Origin of the sequence: Methylobacterium hispanicum (assembly GCF_022179285.1) — a bacterium.
Classification (GTDB): Bacteria; Pseudomonadota; Alphaproteobacteria; order Rhizobiales; family Beijerinckiaceae; genus Methylobacterium; species Methylobacterium hispanicum.
This window is the reverse complement of sequence record NZ_BPQO01000005.1, coordinates 218869-238694: the sequence shown is the minus strand read 5'-3', so window position 1 is coordinate 238694 and position 19826 is coordinate 218869. Positions and strand designations below refer to the sequence as shown.

Annotated in this window: 21 protein-coding genes; 15 read left to right on the top strand and 6 right to left on the bottom strand. The window is 73.4% G+C overall.

What is annotated here, in order from left to right; all coding sequences use genetic code 11:
• Window positions 1-56 precede the first annotated feature (56 nt).
• The 4 genes from MFF56_RS08060 to MFF56_RS08045 all read left to right on the top strand — a co-directional run bounded on the left by MFF56_RS08060 (window position 57) and on the right by MFF56_RS08045 (window position 3876).
• The gene (locus MFF56_RS08060) at window positions 57-1166 is read left to right on the top strand and encodes an aldo/keto reductase (RefSeq protein ID WP_066920520.1); all 1110 of its coding nucleotides are present in this window, start codon (window positions 57-59) and stop codon (window positions 1164-1166) included.
• Between the two features lie 52 nt (window positions 1167-1218).
• The gene (locus tag MFF56_RS08055; protein WP_066920517.1) at window positions 1219-1803 is read left to right on the top strand and encodes a HupE/UreJ family protein; all 585 of its coding nucleotides are present in this window, start codon (window positions 1219-1221) and stop codon (window positions 1801-1803) included.
• An 86-nt stretch (window positions 1804-1889) separates the two neighbouring features.
• Window positions 1890-2978 carry a CobW family GTP-binding protein gene (locus tag MFF56_RS08050; RefSeq protein ID WP_238229914.1) on the top strand — a complete coding sequence of 363 codons (1089 nt, stop codon included), beginning with the start codon at window positions 1890-1892 and terminating at the stop codon, window positions 2976-2978.
• 130 nt (window positions 2979-3108) lie between these two features.
• Window positions 3109-3876 carry a hypothetical protein gene (locus MFF56_RS08045; protein ID WP_156453678.1) on the top strand — a complete coding sequence of 256 codons (768 nt, stop codon included), beginning with the start codon at window positions 3109-3111 and terminating at the stop codon, window positions 3874-3876.
• Window positions 3877-3883: 7 nt separating this feature from the next.
• Here MFF56_RS08045 and MFF56_RS08040 read toward each other — a convergent pair whose 3' ends face one another.
• The 4 genes from MFF56_RS08040 to MFF56_RS08025 form a co-directional block, all read right to left on the bottom strand.
• Window positions 3884-4351, bottom strand: coding sequence for a GtrA family protein (locus MFF56_RS08040; RefSeq protein ID WP_066921802.1), 468 nt, complete (start codon window positions 4349-4351; stop codon window positions 3884-3886).
• Window positions 4348-5865 carry a UbiA family prenyltransferase gene (locus MFF56_RS08035; RefSeq protein ID WP_238229913.1) on the bottom strand — a complete coding sequence of 506 codons (1518 nt, stop codon included), beginning with the start codon at window positions 5863-5865 and terminating at the stop codon, window positions 4348-4350. The genes MFF56_RS08040 and MFF56_RS08035 overlap by 4 nt, the downstream gene beginning before the upstream one ends.
• A gap of 73 nt (window positions 5866-5938) precedes the next feature.
• Window positions 5939-7054, bottom strand: a complete 1116-nt coding sequence (locus MFF56_RS08030) for an acyltransferase family protein (RefSeq protein ID WP_066921804.1) — start codon at window positions 7052-7054, stop codon at window positions 5939-5941.
• A 70-nt stretch (window positions 7055-7124) separates the two neighbouring features.
• A complete protein-coding gene (locus MFF56_RS08025) occupies window positions 7125-8168 on the bottom strand; it encodes a hypothetical protein (protein ID WP_066921806.1) in 1044 nt (347 codons plus the stop codon).
• 411 nt (window positions 8169-8579) lie between these two features.
• Between MFF56_RS08025 and MFF56_RS08020 the strand changes: the two genes are divergently transcribed.
• The 6 genes from MFF56_RS08020 to MFF56_RS07995 all read left to right on the top strand — a co-directional run bounded on the left by MFF56_RS08020 (window position 8580) and on the right by MFF56_RS07995 (window position 13514).
• Window positions 8580-9455 carry a response regulator transcription factor gene (locus MFF56_RS08020; protein ID WP_156453680.1) on the top strand — a complete coding sequence of 292 codons (876 nt, stop codon included), beginning with the start codon at window positions 8580-8582 and terminating at the stop codon, window positions 9453-9455.
• Window positions 9452-10921, top strand: a complete 1470-nt coding sequence (locus tag MFF56_RS08015) for a right-handed parallel beta-helix repeat-containing protein (protein ID WP_066921809.1) — start codon at window positions 9452-9454, stop codon at window positions 10919-10921. Before MFF56_RS08020 ends, MFF56_RS08015 begins: the two co-directional genes overlap by 4 nt.
• Window positions 10922-11173: 252 nt before the next feature.
• Window positions 11174-11710, top strand: a complete 537-nt coding sequence (locus MFF56_RS08010; RefSeq protein ID WP_066921811.1) for a ComEA family DNA-binding protein — start codon at window positions 11174-11176, stop codon at window positions 11708-11710.
• A gap of 107 nt (window positions 11711-11817) precedes the next feature.
• Complete coding sequence (locus tag MFF56_RS08005) at window positions 11818-12033, top strand: hypothetical protein (protein WP_066921812.1); 216 nt, start codon at window positions 11818-11820, stop codon at window positions 12031-12033.
• The gene (locus tag MFF56_RS08000) at window positions 12030-12530 is read left to right on the top strand and encodes a DUF3016 domain-containing protein (protein WP_066921814.1); all 501 of its coding nucleotides are present in this window, start codon (window positions 12030-12032) and stop codon (window positions 12528-12530) included. Before MFF56_RS08005 ends, MFF56_RS08000 begins: the two co-directional genes overlap by 4 nt.
• Before the next feature lie 78 nt (window positions 12531-12608).
• A complete protein-coding gene (locus MFF56_RS07995; protein ID WP_238229912.1) occupies window positions 12609-13514 on the top strand; it encodes a cell envelope integrity EipB family protein in 906 nt (301 codons plus the stop codon).
• A 40-nt stretch (window positions 13515-13554) separates the two neighbouring features.
• On the opposite strand, the gene MFF56_RS07990 is transcribed toward MFF56_RS07995, so the two are convergent.
• On the bottom strand, window positions 13555-13848 hold the full coding sequence (locus tag MFF56_RS07990; protein WP_066927057.1) for a DUF3572 family protein: 294 nt from the start codon (window positions 13846-13848) through the stop codon (window positions 13555-13557).
• 82 nt (window positions 13849-13930) lie between these two features.
• Here MFF56_RS07990 and MFF56_RS07985 point away from each other — a divergent pair, with 82 nt between their 5' ends.
• Together MFF56_RS07985 and MFF56_RS07980 are read left to right on the top strand one after the other, a co-directional pair.
• Complete coding sequence (locus tag MFF56_RS07985) at window positions 13931-14305, top strand: response regulator (RefSeq protein ID WP_066927051.1); 375 nt, start codon at window positions 13931-13933, stop codon at window positions 14303-14305.
• A 54-nt stretch (window positions 14306-14359) separates the two neighbouring features.
• Window positions 14360-15733, top strand: a complete 1374-nt coding sequence (locus MFF56_RS07980; RefSeq protein WP_066927052.1) for a PleD family two-component system response regulator — start codon at window positions 14360-14362, stop codon at window positions 15731-15733.
• A gap of 4 nt (window positions 15734-15737) precedes the next feature.
• On the opposite strand, the gene MFF56_RS07975 is transcribed toward MFF56_RS07980, so the two are convergent.
• Window positions 15738-16088: a hypothetical protein gene (locus tag MFF56_RS07975; protein WP_066927053.1), complete on the bottom strand. Its 351-nt coding sequence runs from the start codon at window positions 16086-16088 to the stop codon at window positions 15738-15740.
• A gap of 198 nt (window positions 16089-16286) precedes the next feature.
• Between MFF56_RS07975 and MFF56_RS07970 the strand changes: the two genes are divergently transcribed.
• The 3 genes from MFF56_RS07970 to MFF56_RS07960 all read left to right on the top strand — a co-directional run bounded on the left by MFF56_RS07970 (window position 16287) and on the right by MFF56_RS07960 (window position 19612).
• Window positions 16287-17249: an acetyl-CoA carboxylase carboxyltransferase subunit alpha gene (locus MFF56_RS07970; RefSeq protein WP_066927054.1), complete on the top strand. Its 963-nt coding sequence runs from the start codon at window positions 16287-16289 to the stop codon at window positions 17247-17249.
• Complete coding sequence (locus tag MFF56_RS07965) at window positions 17246-18016, top strand: DUF1796 family putative cysteine peptidase (protein WP_066927055.1); 771 nt, start codon at window positions 17246-17248, stop codon at window positions 18014-18016. The genes MFF56_RS07970 and MFF56_RS07965 overlap by 4 nt, the downstream gene beginning before the upstream one ends.
• Before the next feature lie 135 nt (window positions 18017-18151).
• Window positions 18152-19612: a L,D-transpeptidase family protein gene (locus MFF56_RS07960; protein ID WP_066927056.1), complete on the top strand. Its 1461-nt coding sequence runs from the start codon at window positions 18152-18154 to the stop codon at window positions 19610-19612.
• Window positions 19613-19826: the final 214 nt, after the last annotated feature.

Sequence of the window (19826 nt, the reverse complement as noted above, 5' to 3'; positions counted from 1 at the left end):
AGCCTGAACGCGACCTGTCCCGCCCCACAGAGGGGCCCCCAGCCGGGAGAATCCGCATGGAACGCCGAAGCTTCCTCCAGGGCGCCGTCCTCGGCGCCGGCCTCGCGGGCGCCGGCAGCGCGGGGGCGGCCGTGAACGCCCCCGGCCTGCCCCAGACGCGCCCGCAGGATCCCGCCGACCTGCCGTTCGTCTCCGATCCCGGCGAGATGCGGGGCGAGATGCTCTACCGCCCGTTCGGGCGCCACGCGGAGAAGATCTCGGCGATCGGGATGGGCGGCTTCCATCTCGGCAAGAACGCCGTCTCGGACGACGAGGCCACGCGCCTGATCCATGCCGGGATCGAGCGCGGCATCACCTTCATGGACAATTGCTGGGACTACAACGAGGGGCGCTCGGAGCTGCGCATGGGCGAGGCCCTGTCGCAGGGCGGCTACCGCGAGAAGGTCTTCCTGATGTCCAAGATGGACGGGCGGACCAAGGACGAGGCGATGCGCCAGATCGACACCTCGCTCAAGCGCCTGCGCACCGACCGGATCGACCTCGTCCAGCACCACGAGATCCTGCGCTACGACGATCCCGACCGCGTCTTCGCCGAGGGCGGGGCGATGGAGGCCTTCGTGGAGGCGAAGCAGCAGGGCAAGCTGCGCTACATCGGCTTCACCGGCCACAAGGACCCGCGCATCCACCTGCAGATGCTGGAGGTGGCGGCCGAGCGCGGCTTCCAGTTCGATTCCGTGCAGATGCCGCTCAACGTGATGGACGCGCATTTCCGCTCGTTCGGGCATCTCATCCTGCCCTACCTCGTCCGGAACGGCATCGCGCCGCTGGCGATGAAGACCTTCGGCGACGGGGTCATCCTGAAGAGCGACGCGCCGATCAAGCCGCTGGAATATCTCCACTTCTCGCTGAACCTGCCGGTCTCGGTGGTGATCACCGGGATCCAGAACCAGCGCGACCTCGACCAAGCCTTCGAGGCGGTGAAGACCTTCCGGCCGATGGACAAGGCCCGGGTCGCCGAACTCCTCGGCCGCAGCCGGCCCTACGCGCTGGAGGGCAAGTACGAGCTCTTCAAGACGAGCGCGACCTTCGACGGAACGGCCAAGAACGCCGCCTGGCTCGGCGAGGACGTGCCGAGCGTGCAGAAGCTTGCGCCCACGATGGAATAGGGTTTGGATTAGGTCTTCCATGAGCACCGCAACATCGACCCCGAGGCCCCCGATGATCCGTCGCGTCCTGCCGCTGCTGCCGGCTCTCCTGCTGCTCGCCCCCGGCGCTGCGCTCGCCCATCCGGGCCACGGCGAGGCGGTGGGTTTCGCGCACGGCTTCGCGCATCCGATCGGGGGGCTCGACCACGTGCTCGCCATGGTCGCGGTGGGCCTGCTGGCGGCGCTCCGCGGCGGGCCGGCCCGCTGGGGCCTGCCGGTCGCCTTCATGGCTATGATGGCGGCGGGCGCGGGGCTCGGCGTGTTCGGGATCGGACTGCCCTTCGCGGAGGCCGGCATCGCGCTCTCCCTCGTCGCCTTCGGCCTCGCCATCGTGTTCGCCGCCCGGCTGCCGCTGCCGGCGCTGATCGGCCTCGTCGGGGTGTTCGCGGTGTTCCACGGCTACGCCCACGGCGCCGAGATGCCCGAGACCGCCTCGGGCCTCGCCTACGGGATGGGCTTCCTCTCCGCGACCGCGCTCCTGCACGCGGCAGGCCTCGGGCTCGGCTTCCTCGTCAGCGCCGAGCGCCGACGCGCCGCCCCGGCCATGGGCGCTGCCGTGGCGCTGTCGGGGCTCACGCTGCTCGCCGGGGCGTTCTGAGCCGCCGCCGCTCTCCCTCCCCCGTCCGCGGGGGAGGGGGGCGCCCCCCGGTTGAGCCCGCGCACCGCCCGCGCTAGGCCAACCCCATGTCCGCCACCACCCAGCCCAGTCCTCCCGTCCGCCCCGAGCCGATCCCGCTCACCGTGCTCACCGGCTTCCTCGGGGCCGGCAAGACGACGCTGCTCAACCGCCTGCTCGGGGACCCGGCGCTCGCCGACACGGTGGTGATCGTCAACGAGTTCGGCGAGATCGGGCTCGACCATCTGCTGATCGAGCGGGTGGACGAGGACATGGTGCTGCTGGGCGCCGGCTGCCTCTGCTGCACGGTCCGGGGCGACCTGATCGCCACCCTCGAGGACCTGCTGCGCAAGCGCGACAACGGCCGCATCGCGCCGTTCCGCCGCGTCGTGATCGAGACCACCGGCCTCGCCGACCCGGCGCCGATCCTGCACGCGCTGATCTACCATCCCTACCTCGTGCTGCGGTACCGGCTGCAGGCGGTCGTCACGGTGGTCGATGCGGTGAACGGGGCCGCCACCCTGGACGCGCATCCGGAAGCCCTGCGCCAGGCCGCGGTGGCCGACCGTATCGTGCTGACGAAGGCGGATCTGGCCGGAAACACCGCCCCCCTGCGGGCGCGGCTCGCCGCCCTCAACCCCGCCGCCCCGATCGCGCCGCCCGATGCCCCGGCCGAGACCCTGCTCGGCGGCCTGTTCGGGCTCGACGGCAAGGCGGCGGACGTGCGCGCCTGGCTCGGTGCGGTCGAGACGCACGAACACACACACGCCCACGATCCGAACCGGCACGACGCCGCCATCCGCGCCTTCTCCCTGACGAGCGACGTGCCCGTGCCGCGCGCGGCCTTCGAGATGTTCCTCGACCTGCTGCGCTCCTCCCATGGCCCGAACCTGCTGCGGCTCAAGGGGCTGGTGGCCCTCGCCGACGCGCCGGACCGCCCGGTCGTCGTGCACGGGGTGCAGCACGTGGTGCACGCCCCCGTCACGCTGCCCGCCTGGCCGGACGCGGACCGGACCTCGCGCCTCGTCCTCATCGTGCGTGACCTCGACCCGAGCTTCGTGACGCGGCTCTGGGACGCGTTCCTCGGCCGCCCGCGGCCGGACGCGCCGGATGCCGCCGCGCTCACCGCCAACCCGCTCGCCATCCCGGGCGGCTGACGGCACCGTTCGTGAAGGGTTTCCGCGATCTGAGCGGCCGCCGGCCGCGCCCGTCCCAGACTGGGACGGCTGTGTCGGGAATCGATCGGGGGCGCCTGTGCAGCGGTTCGTTCTGATCCAAGGCGGCCACGTGGCTGGGCCGGCCGTCGGCGCGGGTTGGCGCGTCGATCTCAAGGCGGCGGCGGGCGTCGATGCGGAGGCGATCGCCGGGTGGCGGGGGCTCCTCGCCCGCAACGCCGTGCTCGATCCGCGCACCGATCCCGACTACCTCCTCACCGCCGCCCGGCACCTCGCGGGCGGCGAGACGATCGCCTTCGCGCTCGCCTGGGAGCAGCGGCCGGAGCCGATCCTGCGGGGCGTGGTGCCGCTGGCGATCGCCGAGCCGCTGTTTCGCGCCTCCCGGGCGCGCCCGTGGTGGCCTCCGGGACTCACCGCGCGCTCCCTGGTCGATCCCGGCCGCGGCGCGGCGATCCACGCCGCGGTCGCGGCCCATCTGCGGGCGCGCCCGCGGCCCGTCGCCTACGATCCGCAGCCCCGGGAGGGCGCCCTCTCTGTGCGGCGCCGGACCGTCCCGCCCGAGAGCGTTCTGGGCGTCCGGCCCGAGGGCTACGTCCCGCCGAACGCGACGGTCGAGACGATCCGGGAGCCGGAGCGCGTCCGCGACGCGGTCGAGGCCCTCCTGGCGCTCGACGCGCGGACCGCGCGGCGGCCGATCATCGCCGAGCCGCAGGAAGCCGCCATGGTGCGGGTGGTGACCCGCCTGTTCGCCCGGCGCCAGCAGCTCGCCATCGCGCTGGCGAGCCGGGCGGGCGGGCTGGTGGCCGGCACGATCCATCTGGGCCAGGGCCACGGCGCGATCGCGTGGCGGCATGCGGGCCCGGATCCGGTGCCGGCCTGAGGCGATCCTATCCCTCCGCCGCGACGGGGAGGCGCGTCCGCCGGGTGCGGAACGTGATCGCCGCGTGGCCGAAATAGTTGCCCACGGCGCCCGCCGCGATGCCGGCGGCGTGGGCGACCGCCTCCGCCGGCTCGCAGGGTGCGCCGAGGCGGACGAGCAGCGCCCGCCCGGCGAGCGCCACCGCCGTCACCAGGATCGTCGTGACGGCGTTGACGAGCAGGAAATCCGACGCCTGCCGCAGGCCGCCCCGGCCGAAATCCCGGAAGACCCAGACCCGGTAGACGAAGAAGCCGAAGGCCATGCCGATGCAGGCGGCCCCGACCACGGCCAACCCGTAGGGCAGGAACCAGGACAGGGGAAAGCGCGCCAGCCAGTTGACGAGGGCCGCCAAGCCCCCCGCCAGCAGGAACCGCACCGGCTGCGGCAGGTCGCCGAGGCGGCGGACCGGCCCGGATCCCGCGCGCGGCCGCCTCACGACAGCACCCCCGACCAGGCGAGCACGAAGGCGCCGACCAGCGCCGCGCCGAGCATCAGGCTCGGCCCGTCGTTGAGCGCGAAGGCGACCGGGTCGTCGTCGAGCCGGCCGCGACCCGCCACGAGCCAGATCCGCGCCAGCCACAGGAACAGGATCAGCGGAAAGGCCCAGAGCCAGCCCGCGCTGGCGTAGAGATCAAGCCGGAAGGCGTCGAACATCACGTAGAGCACGAGCGTGACGATGCTGGCGACCCCGGTGCCGGCCCCGAGCACCAGCAGGATCGGCGTATCGCGCGTCTCGTAGCCCCGGCTCGTGGTGGTGCCGGCGCCGCGCTCCTTCCAGCGCTCGACCTCGACGTAGCGCTTGGCGAAGCAGAGCGAGCCGAACAGGAACATCGAGAAGACGAGGAGCCAGGGCGAGGGCGCCACCGCCGCCGCCAAGGTGCCGAGGACGAGACGGGTCGTGAAGAGGCTCGCGAGCACCACCACGTCGAGGATCGGGACGCGCTTCAGGGCCAGCGAGTAGGCCACCGTCAGCGCCGTGTAGGCGGCGAGCGCCGCGACGGTCGAGGGGCCGACGAGCGCGCCGAGCGCGAAGCCCGCGGCGAGCCCGGTCGGCACCGCGCCCGCGGCAGCCGCCATCGGCAGGCGCCCGCTGGCGATGGGGCGGTGGCACTTCGACCAGTGGCGCCGGTCGTCGGCGACGTCCCAGAGGTCGTTCAGGATGTAGGTCGAGGAGGCGACGATGCAGAGCGCCGCGAAGGCGAGCGCCACGTCGAGCATCCGGCTCGCGTCGAGCACGACGCCGCCGAGGATCGCGGGGGCGACGACGAGCAGGTTCTTGGCCCATTGGTGCGGGCGCGCGCAGGCGACGAGGGCGGGCAGCATCGCGGGCGTCGGGAAGACCAGCGACGGCTTGCCGTGGCCGGCCCCGAGGCTTCCGGCAGCGTGCGCCGTGAAGCGCGGGCGCCCGACCGCGATGATCTCGTCGGCCCGCGACCAGACCGGGATGTCGGCCCGGCTGTCGCCCGCGTAGGCGAAGCCCTGCGGGAACAGGCGGGCCAGCGCCTCGGCCTTGCGGCGGCCCTTCAGGTTGATCACGCCGTCGCTCGCCAGCACGTCCTCGAAGGGGCCGTGGAGGGCGGCGACCGCGCGGGCAATGCCCGCATCCGCCGCGGTCGCGACGTAGACCTTGCGGCCCCGGGCCCGCTCGGCGGTGATGTAGGCGTGCAGCGCGGCGTCGAAGGGCAGGAGCTTCGGATCGACCAGCGCCCGGCAGGCCAGCTCCTGCTTCAGCCGCGCCCGGCCCTGGAACAGCCAGAACAGGATGTGCAGGAGCGCCAGCGGCTCCCGCCGCAGGTAGGCCAGCGCGCACTCGACCAGGATGTTGGTGCGCAGGAGCGTGCCGTCGAGGTCGATCACGAGGGGGCGCAAGGGTGCCCCGGCCGCCCCCGACCCGGCCCCGGCCGTCGCCGCGCCGTTCACGGCCATTCCCCCGGACAGTGCCTCGGCCATCTCCGTCTCTGCTCCTTGAGAATGCAGATCGACCTTGCCAGAGACGGCCGATGGGCCGGCGCGACCTTCCGGATTACTTGAGGACGCCGATGGGATGAGCGATCCCGGTCTCAGGCGAGCGCGCCGGCCGGCGCCGGAAGGGCAGGCGGAAGGCCTCCTGAACCGGCACGCCGGCCCGCAGCCAGCGGTCGAGGGGGCATTCGAGCAGGCGGTAGACCGCCATGCCGACCGCGACGCCGAGGGCGATGGCGACGAGGCGCACCGGCCATTGCGCCGACGGGGGCAGGCCGAGCCGGCCCGCGACCTTGCCGAGGGCCGACAGGGTGAACCAGTGCGAGAGGTAGATGCTGTAGGTCGCCAGGCCCATCGGGAACAGCACCCGGTCGGCGAGCGGGAGCCGCAGGATCGTCTCCCGGAAGGCGATGACGAGGACGACGAGGCCCGATGCGCCGGTGAGCCGCAGGATGCGCTCGGCGTTCGCCGCGTCCGCCACGAGGCTCAGCGCCGCGGTGACGGCGAGGCAGCCGACGAGGAGCCAGGGCACGCCGCGCCGCCCCGCCGCCTCGTGGCAGCGGTAGAGCCAGCCCGCGGCGAAGCCCGTCATCAGCACGCTGAAGGGATGGAGATACCAGGCGGGATCGCTCGGGGCGATGCCGAGGACCGCTCCGCACCAGCCCAGCCCGAACAGGGCCACGCCGAACCGCATCGGCGCCGACCCGGCGAGCCGCGTCGCCAGGATCAGCAGCGCCACGAGGGCGTAGAAGATCACCTCGTGCTCGAGCGACCAGCCGACGCCGACGATCGGGTAGCGCGACTGCGGCAGCATCAGGAAGGAACTGACGATCGTGCGGGCCGAGACGTCCCAGGCGTTCCAGGCCCAGGCCGGGTTGGCTAGGCGCGCCGCGACAGCGAGGCCGGTGAACAGCGCGTAGAGCGGCAGCAGCCGCAGAAAGCGGGCGCGCATGAAGGCCAGCGCGCTCGGATAGGCCGACGCCCGCAGGCAGATCAGGTAGCCGGAGACGACGAAGAAGACCTCGACCCCGATCCCGCTCACCGGCAGGTACCACGACCGGGACAGCAGAGCCCCCGAGAAGTGCTTCACCGCGAGGTCGGAGTGGCAGACCACCACTTCGAGCGCCGCCAGCGCCTTCAGCCATTCGAGGTCGGGACGCCGGCCCGGATGTGTCACAGGTCTCTCCACGAGCGGTTGGACCGGCGCCGGGGCGGTGCCGGATCGGGGTGAGGATCGGGGCGGCGTTTCAGGCGTCCGGACCGGCGGCGATCGGTCCGCGCAGGCGCAGGTCCGGCTCCGGCCTGCCGGCCGCCGGCGCCCGTTCCGGGCCGGCCTTCGTCCGGCCGCCGCGGGCCGCGCGCGGGGCGGGCTCGGCGGCGCTCTCGCGCGTCCTGCGGCCGGCCTTCCGGACGGGCGCCGCGCGCACCGGCTCGCGCGCGATCGGCGCCGCGGGATCGTCCGGGGAGAGGCGCAGGCTGAAGAGCGTCCAGTCGACGGGCTGCGGCGCGGCCGCGGTCTCGGGGGCCGCCGCGGGCGCGCTCCGCGCGAGCCCGGCGAGGCCCGCCAGGGCCTCGTCCCGCTCGCGCTCGGCCCGCGCCAGGGCGGCCTCGCCGGACGCGCGGCTCTCGCGCGCCCGCGCCTCCGCCCCGTCGAGCCGCTCCGCGATCTGCGCGGACCTCGCGCGCTCGGCCGCGGCCTCGCTCCGCGCCTCGGCGGATTGCCGCTGCGCCGCGGCCAGTTCGGCCCGCGCCTGGGCGAGGTCCCGGGCGAGCGCGCTCTCCTCGGCCTCGACGGCCGTCCGCGCGGCCTCCGCCCGCGCCCTGTCGGCCTCGGATCGCTCCGCCGCCGCGCGCAGCGCCTCGACCTCGCGCAGATGCGCCGCCCCGGCCTCCCGCCGCGCCGCCTCGATCTCCTGCCGCGCCGCCTCGGCCTGCTGCCGCGCCTCCTGCCGCACGCGAGCGAGATCGAAGCTCAGCGCCTCCTCGCGGGCCTCGGCCAGCTCTGTCGCGGCCGGGCCGGCGGCGGGCCCCGTCGCGGCCGCCGGGACGACGGGGCCGGAGAGGCGGGCCGGCAGCGACGCGGCGAGCCCGGCCGCCAGGGCGACGGCGAGCGCCGCGCCGAGCCCGTAGGCCAGGATCCGGGACGCGCCGGGACGGGGCGCCGGCTTGATCAGGTGGGCCTGCTCGCGCCGGAACTCCGCGACCCAGTCGCGCGGCTCGGCCGGGATCGCGGCGGCGGTCGTCCTCTGGCCGAGGTGAAGGGAAGGTGCGCGCGCGCGGTCGTCGAGCATGTCGAACTCCGCCTGGACTGTATCCGGCCCGGCGAATCCTACAGCGCGACCGCGTTTCGGAAGGTCCGCTGCGGGACTACCCCGAATGGCGGGGTTTCGTCCCCATCTAACCCGTCGCCCGGGCCGTCGGGACGGAATCCTACCCCGTTGGGGCGGGAGCGTCGGTGAAAACTGCATAAACGGCACGCATCCAGAGAAACGCGCAGGCATCAAGGGGACATTTGTGAGCAGGTGAAGCGCTCATCAGTCTCAGCTTCGCGAAGTGGTAACGCCTTAGTTAGTCACCAAAGGAGCAGTGCCTTATCTTTTGTTGTTTCAGGTGTAGTCCGCCCTCATACATAGTCGTTATCGGAACGTATTTGAGCATACGGTCCTTCGCATGGGGCAGGCCCGCATCGAGAGGGTTGCGATATGAATTGTCTGGTCTCGAGTGAACGGCTGGAGGACGCGATCCCACTTTCGGGTGCGGCCGTGGCCATCGTCGGGGATACGGCCCTGTTCCGTGAGGGATTGCGGCACATCTTCGCCGGATCCCCGTTCGACGTGGTGGCCGTCGCCGACCGCCTCGACGGCATCGAGCCGGCCGCGCTCGCCGCCGAGGCCCTCGTCATCCTGCTCTCGATCGACCCGGAGCGGGAGGAGGACCGGGAGCGGATCGCGCAGGCCCGCACGCTCTATCCGGAGGCCGCGGTCGTCTGCCTGTGCGCGGGCTGCGGCGAGGCCCAGGTGCTCCCGATGCTCGAGGCCGGCGTCGCCGCGATCCTGCTGCGCACGGTGGCCGCCGAAACCCTGGTCCAGACCCTCGAACTGGCCCTGCTCGGCCAGCGGGTGGTGCCCCATCTCGCCATCCCGGCGCTGCGCGAGGCGGCCCCGGAGGCGGCCGAGGAGGGCGCCCCGGGGGAGCGGCCGGAGCCGGCGCGGCCAGAGCGTCAGGAGGGCGGCGAGGCCTTCCGCCCGAGCGCCCGCGAGATCAAGATCATCGCCTGCCTCGTGAAGGGCGAGTCGAACCGCGTGATTGCGGACCGCCTCTCGATCGCCGAGGGCCGCGTGAAGGGCCACGTCAAGGCGATCCTGCGGAAGATCCAGGTGAAGAACCGGACCCAGGCGGCGATCTGGGGCATGAAGCACCTCGCCGGCACCGAGATGCCGCAGGGCACCGAGCTGCCGTACGGGGGCGAGGTCCGGGGCTGCGCGGTCGCGGAGCTGGTCTCCGAGGAGATCGACGCGGAGGACCTGCCGGCCGCCGCCGCGGCGGCTTGGGGCGCCGAGCCCATCCACGTCCGGTGAGGACCCGGACCCTGGCGCGCGCCGCCGGCTTCGTCGCGGCGCTCGCCCCGGTCGGCCTGCCGGGCCCGGCGGTGCCGGCCGGGAGGCGCGCGGATCCCGCCGGCGCCGTGGCCTGCCCGGACGGGGCGGTCAGGATCTCGGCCGGCGAGTCGATCCAGCGCGCGGCCCTGCGCGCCGGCCCCGGGGGCACGGTCTGCCTGGGCGCCGGCCTGTACCGGATGCAGGAGGTGGCGCCGCTCGCCGGTCAGAGCTTCCTCGGCGCACCGGGCGCGGTGCTGAACGGCGCCCGGGTGCTGCGCGGCTTCGAGCGCGCCGGCCCCTACTGGCAGGTCCTCGGCCCGCGGCCGCGCGGCGGAGGGCCCGGACAGTGCCGCTCTGGCACCCTCTGCCTGCAGCCCCTCGCCCTGTTCCTCGACGGGGAGCCCCTGCGCCGGGTCGCGTCGCGGGCCGAGCTCGGCCCCGGTCGCTACCTCGTCGAGACCGCGGAGGCGCGCGTCACCCTCGGGGACGACCCGAACGGGCGCCTCGTCGAGGTGGCGAGCACCCGCTTCGCCTTCCGCGGGCGGGCGCCGGACGTGCGCATCCGGGGTCTCCTCGTCGAGAAGTACGATTCGCCCGTCCAGGAAGGCGCCATCGAGGCCGGCGGCCCGGGCTGGCGCGTCGAGGCGACGGAGCTGCGCCACAATTCCGGCGCGGGCGTGGGCATCGCCTCGGGCGGCGTGGTGCGCGACTGCACGATCCACCACAACGGCCAGCTCGGCGCGACGGCGGGCGGCACCGGGATCCTGTTCGAGAACAACCGGATCTACGCCAACAACACCGCCGACTTCGATCCCGCCTGGGAGGCGGGCGGCCTGAAGATCACCGCGAGCCGGTCGGTCGTCCTCAGGGGCAACCGCGTCGAGCGCAACGGCGGTCCCGGCCTCTGGTGCGACATCGATTGCCGCGACGTGCGCATCGAGGGCAACCACGCCGCGGAAAATCTCGGGCCCGGCATCTTCTACGAGATCTCCTACGCCGCCGTGATCGCCCGCAACACGCTGCGCCTCAACGGCGACCCGCGCGCGACCTGGTTCTGGGACGGGGACATCCAGGTCGCGGCCTCCGAGGATGTCGAAGTCAGCGACAACGACATCACGGTACGGCCCGGCGGCCACGCCGTGGTGCTGGTCGATCAGGCCCGGGAACGGGCGCAGGGCGGCCTGTACCGGACCGCGCGCAACCGGGTCCACGACAACCGATTCACGTTCCAGGGCGCCGGCAGCGCCGGCGGCGTCTCGGATGCCGAGCCGGAATCGCCGAACTTCCGCGTGATCCAGACCGGCGGCAACAGCTTCGACCGGAACCGCTACGCCTTCCCGGCCGCCACGCCGCCCCGCTTCATCTGGGGCCACGACATCATCGACTTCGCGCAGTTCCGGGCCGCGGGCCAGGAGCGGGCCGGGATCCTGAAGGCGGAGCCTTAGAGCCTCTCGCGACACGCCCGCCGCGCCGCCATGCGCAGGGGGAGGCCCCCCGTTGATCGGGCGTTTCGTGCGGTGCTCACAGGGCCGGTCGCGCGCCCCGACCGAGGTCGGACGACCCGGACCGGCGACATCCCCCCGTCTGGACGGCATTTACAGTGGATGCGCGCCCGCGCCGCCCGCTTCCGCGAACCCGGAAACTTGCCACTCCGTCCCGGAGGGTGAGACAAACCATGGCAGCGGGGGGAAAACGCCATGCTCAGCGGCTCGGCCATCGTGCGCGTGTCCGTGCTGCTCGTCGTCGCGGGCCTGCTGGCGGCGCTGATGCAGTACCTGTGGCTGCGGGGTACGGGCGAGGCGCCCGCGGAGGTGCCGACGGTCGCCGCGCCGGTGCGGGAGAGGGCCCCCGAGCCCGCGCCGGAGACTGGGGCGGCGCCCGAGGCGGCTCGCCCGCCCGCCCTCCGGGAGCCGGACCGGGCGCAGGCCCAGGCTCCGGCCCAGGCTCCGGCGCAGGTTCCGGCGCAGGCCCGGGCTCCCGAGCCCGCGCCGCTCCCGCCGCCTGCGCCGGATCCGACCGTCCCGGCGCAGGAGAGCGCGGATCCGAGGGCGGTGGCGCTCGTCGATCTCAACACCGCGACCCTGGCCCAGCTGAACGCCCTGAAGGGCGGCGGCACGATCGGGCGCGCCATCATCCAGCGGCGGCCCTACGGCGCCGTCGATCAGCTCCTGAGCAAGCGCGTGCTGAGCCGGGCGACCTACGAGCGCATCAAGGACCAGGTCACCGTGCAGTAGCGCGGGACCGCGGGACAGGTCGGTCGCGCCGTCTGGCGCGCGCCGCCGCCCCCGCCTATGCTCCCCCTCCTTCGGCCGTCGGGGCCACACAATCGGGGCTATTGCGGATGCTGACGCACACCGGGAGCACGATCCTGAGATCCGATCTCGGCGTCGAGGAGACGACGGAGAGCGACAACATCGTCCGCTGGGACGGGGAGCGCCTCTACGTCGAGCAAGACGTCTACCACAACGGGCAGCTCGTCCACCGCAAGTACCGCCGCACCGTCACCGAGCCGGTGGCGCGGGCGCTGCTGGCGGTGATCACCCGCTCGCAGCAATGAGGCCGGGCGGCGCGGCCGCCCTCCCGGCGGCGGCGCTCCTGGCGGGCGTCCTCGCCGCCGGGCCGGCCGGCGCGCAGGCGGTCCAGGTGCGCTTCGTCGCGCCCGAGCGCTTCACGGACGCCGAGAACCGCTACGGCTCGGGCCAGACCCTGCGGGCGACGCTTGCCGAGATCGCCCGGATCTTCGAGGAGACCGGAGCTCGGCGCCTCGCCCCGGGGGACGACCTCGCGGTGAGCGTGCTCGACATCGACCTCGCGGGGATCGAGCGGCCGAGCTTCGGCGCGCCGCAGGGCGTGCGGGTCGTGACGGACGTCAGCCCGCCGCGCATCCGTCTGGCCTACGTGCTGCGGCGGGGCGGGCGAGCGGTGGCCCGGGCCGAGGAGACGCTCACCGACAGCGACTTCCTCCTCGGCGCGCGGCTCGCGACGGGCAGCCTCGCCTACGAGCGGATCCTCGTGCGGGACTGGTTCGCCCGGCGCTTCCCCGAGCGGGGCTGACGCGGGGCGCGGGCCCGGCGCATTGCCCGGCCCCGGCGCGACCCCTATCTGCCCCGCATGGTGACCGGAGGATCCCGCATGCGGCTGCGCCCTGCTCTCGCACTCGTTCTCGTCGGGGCGACCGCCCCGATCGCGCTCGTTCCGGCGGACGCCGCCCGGGCCGCGCCGGCCCCCGCCCCGGCGGCCGAGGCGCCCGCCAAGCCGGCCGCGGCACCGGTCGTGCTGGCCAACCACCGGGCGGTCTACGACCTCTCGCTCGCCTCGAGCGGCGGCACGCGCGCGGTCGACAGCGCCCGCGGGCGCATCGCCCTCGACTTCAAGGGCGACGCCTGCCAGGGCTACACCATGCAGACCCGGCAGGTGACCGTGCTCGAATCCTCCGAGACCGGCAGCCGCACCTCGGACCTGCGCAACACGACCTTCGAGCGCGGCGACGGCCACGAGTTCCGCTTCCGGACCGCGAGCGCCACCAACGGCACGCCGAGCCCGACCGTCGACGGCAACGCGACGACGGAGGGCAGCGCCTTCAAGGTGCGGCTGAAGGAGCCCAAGCGCGACCAGTTCGGCGAGGGCGGCCCGGTCCTGTTCCCGAGCCTGCACATGCGTCGCCTGATCGAGGCGGCGCGGGCCGGCGAGACGACGCTCTCCGCCAAGGTGTTCGACGGCTCGGACGACGGCCGCAAGGTCTACGACACGCTCGCCGTCATCGGCCGCCCGGGCACCGGCCCGACCCAGGCCTCGGGCTCCGAGCGCGACAAGCCGCTGCGCGAGGGCGCGCTGGCCTCGGTGCAGCGCTGGCCGGTGACGCTGAGCTATTTCACGCAGGGGCGCGGCGAGCGCACGCCGATCTACACGCTGAGTTTCGACCTCTACGACAACGGCGTCAGCGGCGCGCTCAAGCTCGACTACGGCGATTTCGCGATCCTGGGGGATCTCACGCGCCTCGACCTCGACAAGGGCGCGGACAAGCCCTGCCGGCCCTGAAGGCCGGGGCGGCCCCGCGGATCGGGGCGCTCCCCGGTCCTCAGGGCGCCTCGAACTCGGGCGGCCTGCGGCGCGCCCAGGCGGCGGCGATCCGTTCCGGGGGGCAGTCGAGGGCACGGGCACAGGCGAGCAGCACCGGCTCGTCCGCCATGACGTGGTCCAGAACCGCGTCGAGGATCGCCGGATCCTCCGTCGCCCGCCGCAGCGCGTCGGGCGTCAGGCCGGTGGCGTTGAGGAAGGGGAGCAGGCGGTCCGGGTCCTGGACCATCCACAGCAGAACGTCCAAGGGCAGCGAATCGGTCGCCTCAGTCCCTTGAAGGGATTTGCGTTTCATCAACATGTAAACCCTAGAATGGATTCCGACAGGGTGACGGCCCGTTAACGACAAGCGTCGCGCGCACCGGGATGAACGCCTCATGAAGAAAACGGTGCTGATCGTCGAGGACAACGAGCTCAATATGAAGCTCTTCAACGACCTGCTCGAGGCGCAGGGCTACGCGACGCTGAAGACTGCGCACGGCATCGAGGCGATCGAGCTGGCGCGCGCGCATCACCCCGACCTCATCCTCATGGACATCCAGTTGCCGGAGGTCTCCGGCCTGGAGGTGACCAAGTGGCTGAAGGAGGACGACGACCTCAAGCACATTCCGGTGATCGCGATCACGGCCTTCGCCATGAAGGGCGACGAGGAGCGGATCCGCGAGGGCGGGTGTGAGGCTTATTTGTCCAAGCCGATCTCGGTCGCGAAGTTTTTGGCAACGGTTCGGACTTATCTTGAGGCCAAATCCTGAGGCCTGACGCGGTCCTTCCGCGCGGGCGACCACTCCGATCGCCCGCGAGGAACGATGTCGGCGCGCGTCCTGATCGTCGATGATCTGTTTCCGAACGTGAAGCTTCTCGAAACGAAGCTCGCGCTCGAGTATTTCAACACCGTCTCGGCCATGAACGGGCGCGACGCCATCGCGCTCTGCGAGCAGGGTCTCTGCGACGTCGTGCTGCTCGACGTGATGATGCCCGGGATGGACGGGTTCGAGGTCTGCCGGCACCTGAAGGGCAACCCCGTCACCGCCCACCTGCCGGTGATCATGGTCACCGCCCTCGACCAGCCCGCCGACCGGCTCCGTGGCCTGGAGGCCGGGGCGGACGACTTCCTGACGAAGCCCGTGGACGACGTCGCCCTGTTCGCCCGGGTGCGCAGCCTCGTGCGCCTGAAGGCGGTGACGGACGAGCTTCTGAGCCGCGCGCTCGCCTCCCGCGAGGCCGGCCTCGGCGACCCGCTGGCGCGCGCCGCCGCCGAGACGGGCCTCGACGCCGAGATCCTGCTGGTTGAGGACCGGGCGGGCGCGGCCGACCGGATGGCGGCGGCGCTCGGCCAGCACCACCGGGTGAGCGTCGAGGCCGACCCGCAGCGCGCCCTGATGCGGGCGGCGGAGGGAACCTTCGACTGCATCCTCGTCAGCCTCGACCTGCAGGGCTCGGACGGCCTGCGCCTGTGCAGCCAGCTCCGCTCGCTCGACCGCACCCGCAACGTCCCGCTCGTGATGCTGGGCGAGGCGCACGAGCGCGAGCGCATCGTGCGCGGGCTCGATTTCGGCGTGCACGACTACCTGCTGCGGCCGATCGACCGGAACGAGCTGACGGCGCGGGTGCGCACCCAGGTCCGGCGCAAGCGCTTCTCCGAGGTGTTGCGGGGCGCCGTGCAGGACTCGATGCAGCTCGCCGTGACCGACGCCCTCACGGGGCTGCACAACCGGCGCTACCTCGACAGCCATCTCGGCGCGCTCTTCGCGGAGGCCAACCTGCGCCAGCGCCCGGTCGCCGCGCTGATCCTCGACATCGACCGGTTCAAGACGATCAACGACACCTACGGGCACGAGGCCGGCGACGAGGTGCTGCGCACCTTCGCCGAGCGCGTCCGGCTGCACACCCGCGGCATCGACATCGTCGCCCGCTACGGCGGCGAGGAGGTGGTGATCATCCTGCCCGATGTCGGCCTCGCCGAGGCGCAGGTGATCGCCGAGCGCATCCGCGCCCGGATCGAGGCGCTGCCCTTCCCGGTCCAGCGCGCCACCCGCAGCGTGCCCGTCACCGTGTCGATCGGCGTCGCGGCCCGGCAGGGCGACGACGCGGGGGCCGGGGACATGATGAAGCGGGCCGACCTCGCGCTCTACCGCGCCAAGACGTTCGGCCGGAACCGCGTCGAGGCCGACGCCGCCTGAAGGGCTACTCCGTGGGAGCCTGGGCGGGATCCAGCTGTCCCGGCACGTCGTCGCGCGCTGCCGCGGCGGCGTCGCGGCGGCGGGGAGCCTGGCCGGCGCAGCCCTCGCAGATGCTGCGCGTCGCGCGGCGGACCCGCGCGTCCATCTTCCGCTGCATCGCCTCCATCTTGGCCTCGGCGGCGCGGGCCGATTCGGCCGCCTCGGGGCTCAGATAGAGGTCGCGCCGCCGCGGGCGCGCCTCCAGGCGCTCGATCTGCTCCAGGCTCGGCGGCGCGGCCGGCGTGGGCGGCTGCGCGGCGGCGGGCAGGCCGAACGAGACCAGGGCGGCGAGGGCGAGGAGCGGGCGCAGGATCATGCCCCCAGACAGGCGCCGCAATCAGGGCCTGAGGAAGGCGGCGCCGGGCTTCGCGCCGGCCGCCGGCCTCCCGCGGGCATGCACATCCCGCCCCGCGCGCGGTTGACACGCCCTCCCGCATCGCCAACACCTCGCCCCGCCCGGCGGCGCGGCCCGCGCCCCGGGCTCTCGCACGACGCGCAGGACATTTGTGAACCGATGGCGGTGACGCGCTCCTATCTCGATTTCGAGAAGCCCGTGGCGGAACTCGAGGCCAAGCTCGAGGAGCTGAAGGCGGTCGGCGCCCGCGACGGCGCCGTCTCGATCAGCGAGGAGGTCGGCCGGCTCGAGGCCAAGGCTGCCCAGGCGCTCGCCGAGATCTACGCCGCCCTCACGCCCTGGCAGAAGACGCAGGTGGCCCGCCACCCGCAGCGCCCGCATTTCGTCGATTACTGCGCCGGGCTGATCGAGGAATTCACGCCCCTGGCCGGCGACCGCAGCTTCGGCGAGGACGCGGCGGTGGTGGGCGGCTTCGGGCGCTTCCGCGGCCGGCCGGTCTGCGTGATCGGCCAGGAGAAGGGCGCGACCACCGAGGCGCGCCTGCGCCACAATTTCGGGATGGCCCGGCCCGAGGGCTACCGCAAGGCGGTGCGCCTGATGGAGCTCGCCGACCGCTTCGGCCTGCCGGTGCTGGCGTTCGTGGACACCGCGGGCGCCTTCCCGGGCATCGACGCGGAGGAGCGCGGGCAGGCCGAGGCCATCGCGCGCTCGACCGAGGCCTGCCTGGCGCTGGGCGTGCCGAACGTCGCGCTCGTGATCGGCGAGGGCGGCTCGGGCGGCGCCATCGCGCTCGCCACCGCCAACCGCGTGCTGATGCTGGAGCACGCGATCTACGGCGTGATCTCGCCCGAGGGGGCGGCCTCGATCCTCTGGCGCGACCAGGGCCGGGCGCACGATGCCGCCACCGCCATGAAGATCACCGCGCAGGACCTGCTCCGGCTCGGCGTCATCGACGGCATCGTGCCGGAGGCGACCGGCGGCGCCCACCGCGACCGCGACGGCGCCGTGGCGGCGGCGGGCGCGGCGCTCGACGAGGCGCTGCGGAGCTTCGAGGGCCTCGGGCGCGACGAGATCCGCGACCGCCGGGCGCAGAAGTTCCTCGAGATCGGCCGGCGGCTGTGAGACGGGACGGGGAGGGCCCCCCAGGCCTTCTCGGCACAGGCCTTTTCGGGACAGGCCTTCTCGGGACCCTGCGCCGCCGTCTCGGCCTGCGCGGCCCCGACCGGCGCGAGCCGGGCGCGTTCAATCACGTCTCGCTCGGCAGCAACTGCCAGATGGCGCACGCCCTGAAGCGGCTCGGACTGCGCGGGTGGTCCGGCCCGTTCGACTGGGTCTTCACCCTGCCGCCGATGGTGCGCGACTGCCTCGCGGACGATTTCCGGGCGTTCACCGACCGGGCGCAGCTCGAGACGATCCCGCTCTCCGAGCGCGAGGGACCCGACATCACCCGCGGCCGGCACCGGCTCTACCGGGAGCGCTACGGCCTCGACTGCATCTTCAACCACCACGACCCGGCCGCGGACGACGCGGATTTCGCCTTCCTGCAGGCGGGCGTCCGGCGGCTGCGCGCCGCCCGCGCCCTGGCGGGCGGGCGCAACCGATACTGGCTGATGAGCCACCTCCACGTCGCGCCGGCCGAGGCCGCGGCGCTCTGCGACGCGCTGGCGGGAGACGCCGCCCGCAGCCACCTCACGGTGATCCAGCTCCTGCCGGGCACCGCGACCGTGCGGGTGGCCGGGCGGGCCGAGCCGCGTCCCGACCTCCTGCACATCACCCTCGAGACGCCCTCCGCGCCGGTCGGCCTGCGCCTCGCCGACCCGGCGGACGACGCGCGCCTGCTCGACCTGATTCGCGCCGAGGCGGCGTGCAATCCCGCACATCTCGACTGATTTATCCGCGTGGAGTGTGGCTCCGGCGTCATTGCGGTAACGGAGGGTCAAGTTTAACCGATCTACGGGTTTGGGGAGTGACGCCCGACGCAGGTCGAACGGACCCGCGGGCGGAGTATCGAGACGAGGTTCCCCATGGCTGTGCGCCCGCTCGCGGCTGCTGGTCTCATCGCCGTCACGCTCGGCCTCGGCGCCTGCCAGGACGGCCTGATCGGCGGCGCCTCCACCCGCCACCTGACCCCGGTCCCCGCCCAGACCCTGTCGCTGATGCAGACCAAGGGGATGAGCCAGTCCGACCCGATCCTGATCCGCGCCTACAAGAAGGAGTCGGAGCTGGAAGTGTGGAAGCGCGACGGCACCGGCCAGTACGCGCTCCTCAAGACGTTCCCGATCTGCCGCTGGTCGGGCCAGCTCGGCCCCAAGACCAAGCAGGGCGACCGGCAGGCGCCCGAGGGCTTCTACACGATCACCCCGGGCCAGATGAACCCGAACTCCTCCTACTACCTCTCCTTCGACACCGGCTACCCGAACGCCTTCGACCGCGCGAACGGGCGCACCGGCAACTACATCATGGTGCACGGCACCTGCTCGTCGGCCGGCTGCTTCGCGATGACCGACGCCTCGATGGGCGAGATCTACGCCATCGCCCGCGAGGCCTTCGCGGGCGGCCAGCGCGCCTTCCAGTTCCAGTCCTACCCGTTCCGGATGACGGCCCAGAACATGGCCAAGTTCCGCAACGACCCGAACGCGCCGTTCTGGAACAACCTGAAGGAGGGCGCAGACTATTTCGAGGCCCTGCGCCAGGAGCCCAAGGTCGGCCTGTGCGGAGCCAAGTACGTGTTCGGCGGTGCCGACGCGGCCGCCGGCTCCTGCAGCCCGCGGGTCGATCCGCTGGTCGCCGAGAAGCGCGCGCGGGACGATCACCAGATCGCCGAGCTCGTCGCCAAGGGCACGCCCGCGACCCGCGTCGTCTACCAGGACGGCGGCCAGAACCCGGTCTTCCGGCCGCAGAACGTCACCGCCTTCGCGAGCCTCGGCGCGAAGGAGGAGGAGATGCCCTACAGCGCCAAGGAGTTCGGCCGGCACAATCTCGGCGAGGTGAGCCGTCCGGAGACGCTCGCCGGCGCGCCGGAGGAGATCGCGATCGAGCCGAAGGCCGGCCCTGCCGGTCCGAAGGGCCGCACGCAGCTCGCGGCCGCGCCGATCCCCACCAAGGCCGCCGCCGCGGCCCTCGCCGCCGGCGCCAAGCCGGCCCCGGCGCCTCTCATGCTCGCCAAGCAGGCCGAGCCGGCCGCCGCCGAGGCGGGCAAGCCCGCCCGCGTCACGGTGGCGGACGCGGAGGGCGACGTCTCGGCCTTCCAGCAGGTGTTCGGCGGCCTGTCCCGCAAGGACGCGCCCGCGCCGGAGCCGGCGACCCCCGCCGCGGACGCCGCGACGGCCGAGCCCGCCAAGCAGGTCCACGCCGCCCGCGCGCGCATCCAGGCGCATCTGGCAAAACCCCCGACCGCGACCGGCGCGATCGCGGAGAAGAAGGCGCCGCCCGCCAAGGTGGCCGAGGCGAAGAAGCCGGCCCCGAAGGCCGAGCCGGCGCGCTGAGGCCGCGCGCTTCTCCCTCCCCCGCAGAGCAGGGCGATCGCATATGCCGAGCGAGCCTAGCCCCGGTCAGGCGCGGGTCCCCTCTCCCATAGGGAGAGGTCTGCTTTCGCAGAAAGCCGGGTGAGGGGTATGAGGCTTCAGAGTGAGGCTCTGAACTGAACGCGCGTCGACCGCGTGCTCAGGTCTGCGGCGTCATACCCCTCACCCCAACCCT

Coding starts and splice junctions, on each gene's coding strand:
- MFF56_RS08060 (WP_066920520.1), top strand. CDS start 57: ATGGAACGCCGAAGCTTCCTCCAGGGCGCCGTCCTCGGCGCCGGCCTC.
- MFF56_RS08055 (WP_066920517.1), top strand. CDS start 1,219: ATGATCCGTCGCGTCCTGCCGCTGCTGCCGGCTCTCCTGCTGCTCGCC.
- MFF56_RS08050 (WP_238229914.1), top strand. CDS start 1,890: ATGTCCGCCACCACCCAGCCCAGTCCTCCCGTCCGCCCCGAGCCGATC.
- MFF56_RS08035 (WP_238229913.1), bottom strand. CDS start 5,865: ATGGCCGAGGCACTGTCCGGGGGAATGGCCGTGAACGGCGCGGCGACG.
- MFF56_RS08025 (WP_066921806.1), bottom strand. CDS start 8,168: ATGCTCGACGACCGCGCGCGCGCACCTTCCCTTCACCTCGGCCAGAGG.
- MFF56_RS08020 (WP_156453680.1), top strand. CDS start 8,580: ATGAATTGTCTGGTCTCGAGTGAACGGCTGGAGGACGCGATCCCACTT.
- MFF56_RS08010 (WP_066921811.1), top strand. CDS start 11,174: ATGCTCAGCGGCTCGGCCATCGTGCGCGTGTCCGTGCTGCTCGTCGTC.
- MFF56_RS08005 (WP_066921812.1), top strand. CDS start 11,818: ATGCTGACGCACACCGGGAGCACGATCCTGAGATCCGATCTCGGCGTC.
- MFF56_RS08000 (WP_066921814.1), top strand. CDS start 12,030: ATGAGGCCGGGCGGCGCGGCCGCCCTCCCGGCGGCGGCGCTCCTGGCG.
- MFF56_RS07995 (WP_238229912.1), top strand. CDS start 12,609: ATGCGGCTGCGCCCTGCTCTCGCACTCGTTCTCGTCGGGGCGACCGCC.
- MFF56_RS07990 (WP_066927057.1), bottom strand. CDS start 13,848: ATGAAACGCAAATCCCTTCAAGGGACTGAGGCGACCGATTCGCTGCCC.
- MFF56_RS07985 (WP_066927051.1), top strand. CDS start 13,931: ATGAAGAAAACGGTGCTGATCGTCGAGGACAACGAGCTCAATATGAAG.
- MFF56_RS07980 (WP_066927052.1), top strand. CDS start 14,360: ATGTCGGCGCGCGTCCTGATCGTCGATGATCTGTTTCCGAACGTGAAG.
- MFF56_RS07975 (WP_066927053.1), bottom strand. CDS start 16,088: ATGATCCTGCGCCCGCTCCTCGCCCTCGCCGCCCTGGTCTCGTTCGGC.
- MFF56_RS07970 (WP_066927054.1), top strand. CDS start 16,287: ATGGCGGTGACGCGCTCCTATCTCGATTTCGAGAAGCCCGTGGCGGAA.
- MFF56_RS07960 (WP_066927056.1), top strand. CDS start 18,152: ATGGCTGTGCGCCCGCTCGCGGCTGCTGGTCTCATCGCCGTCACGCTC.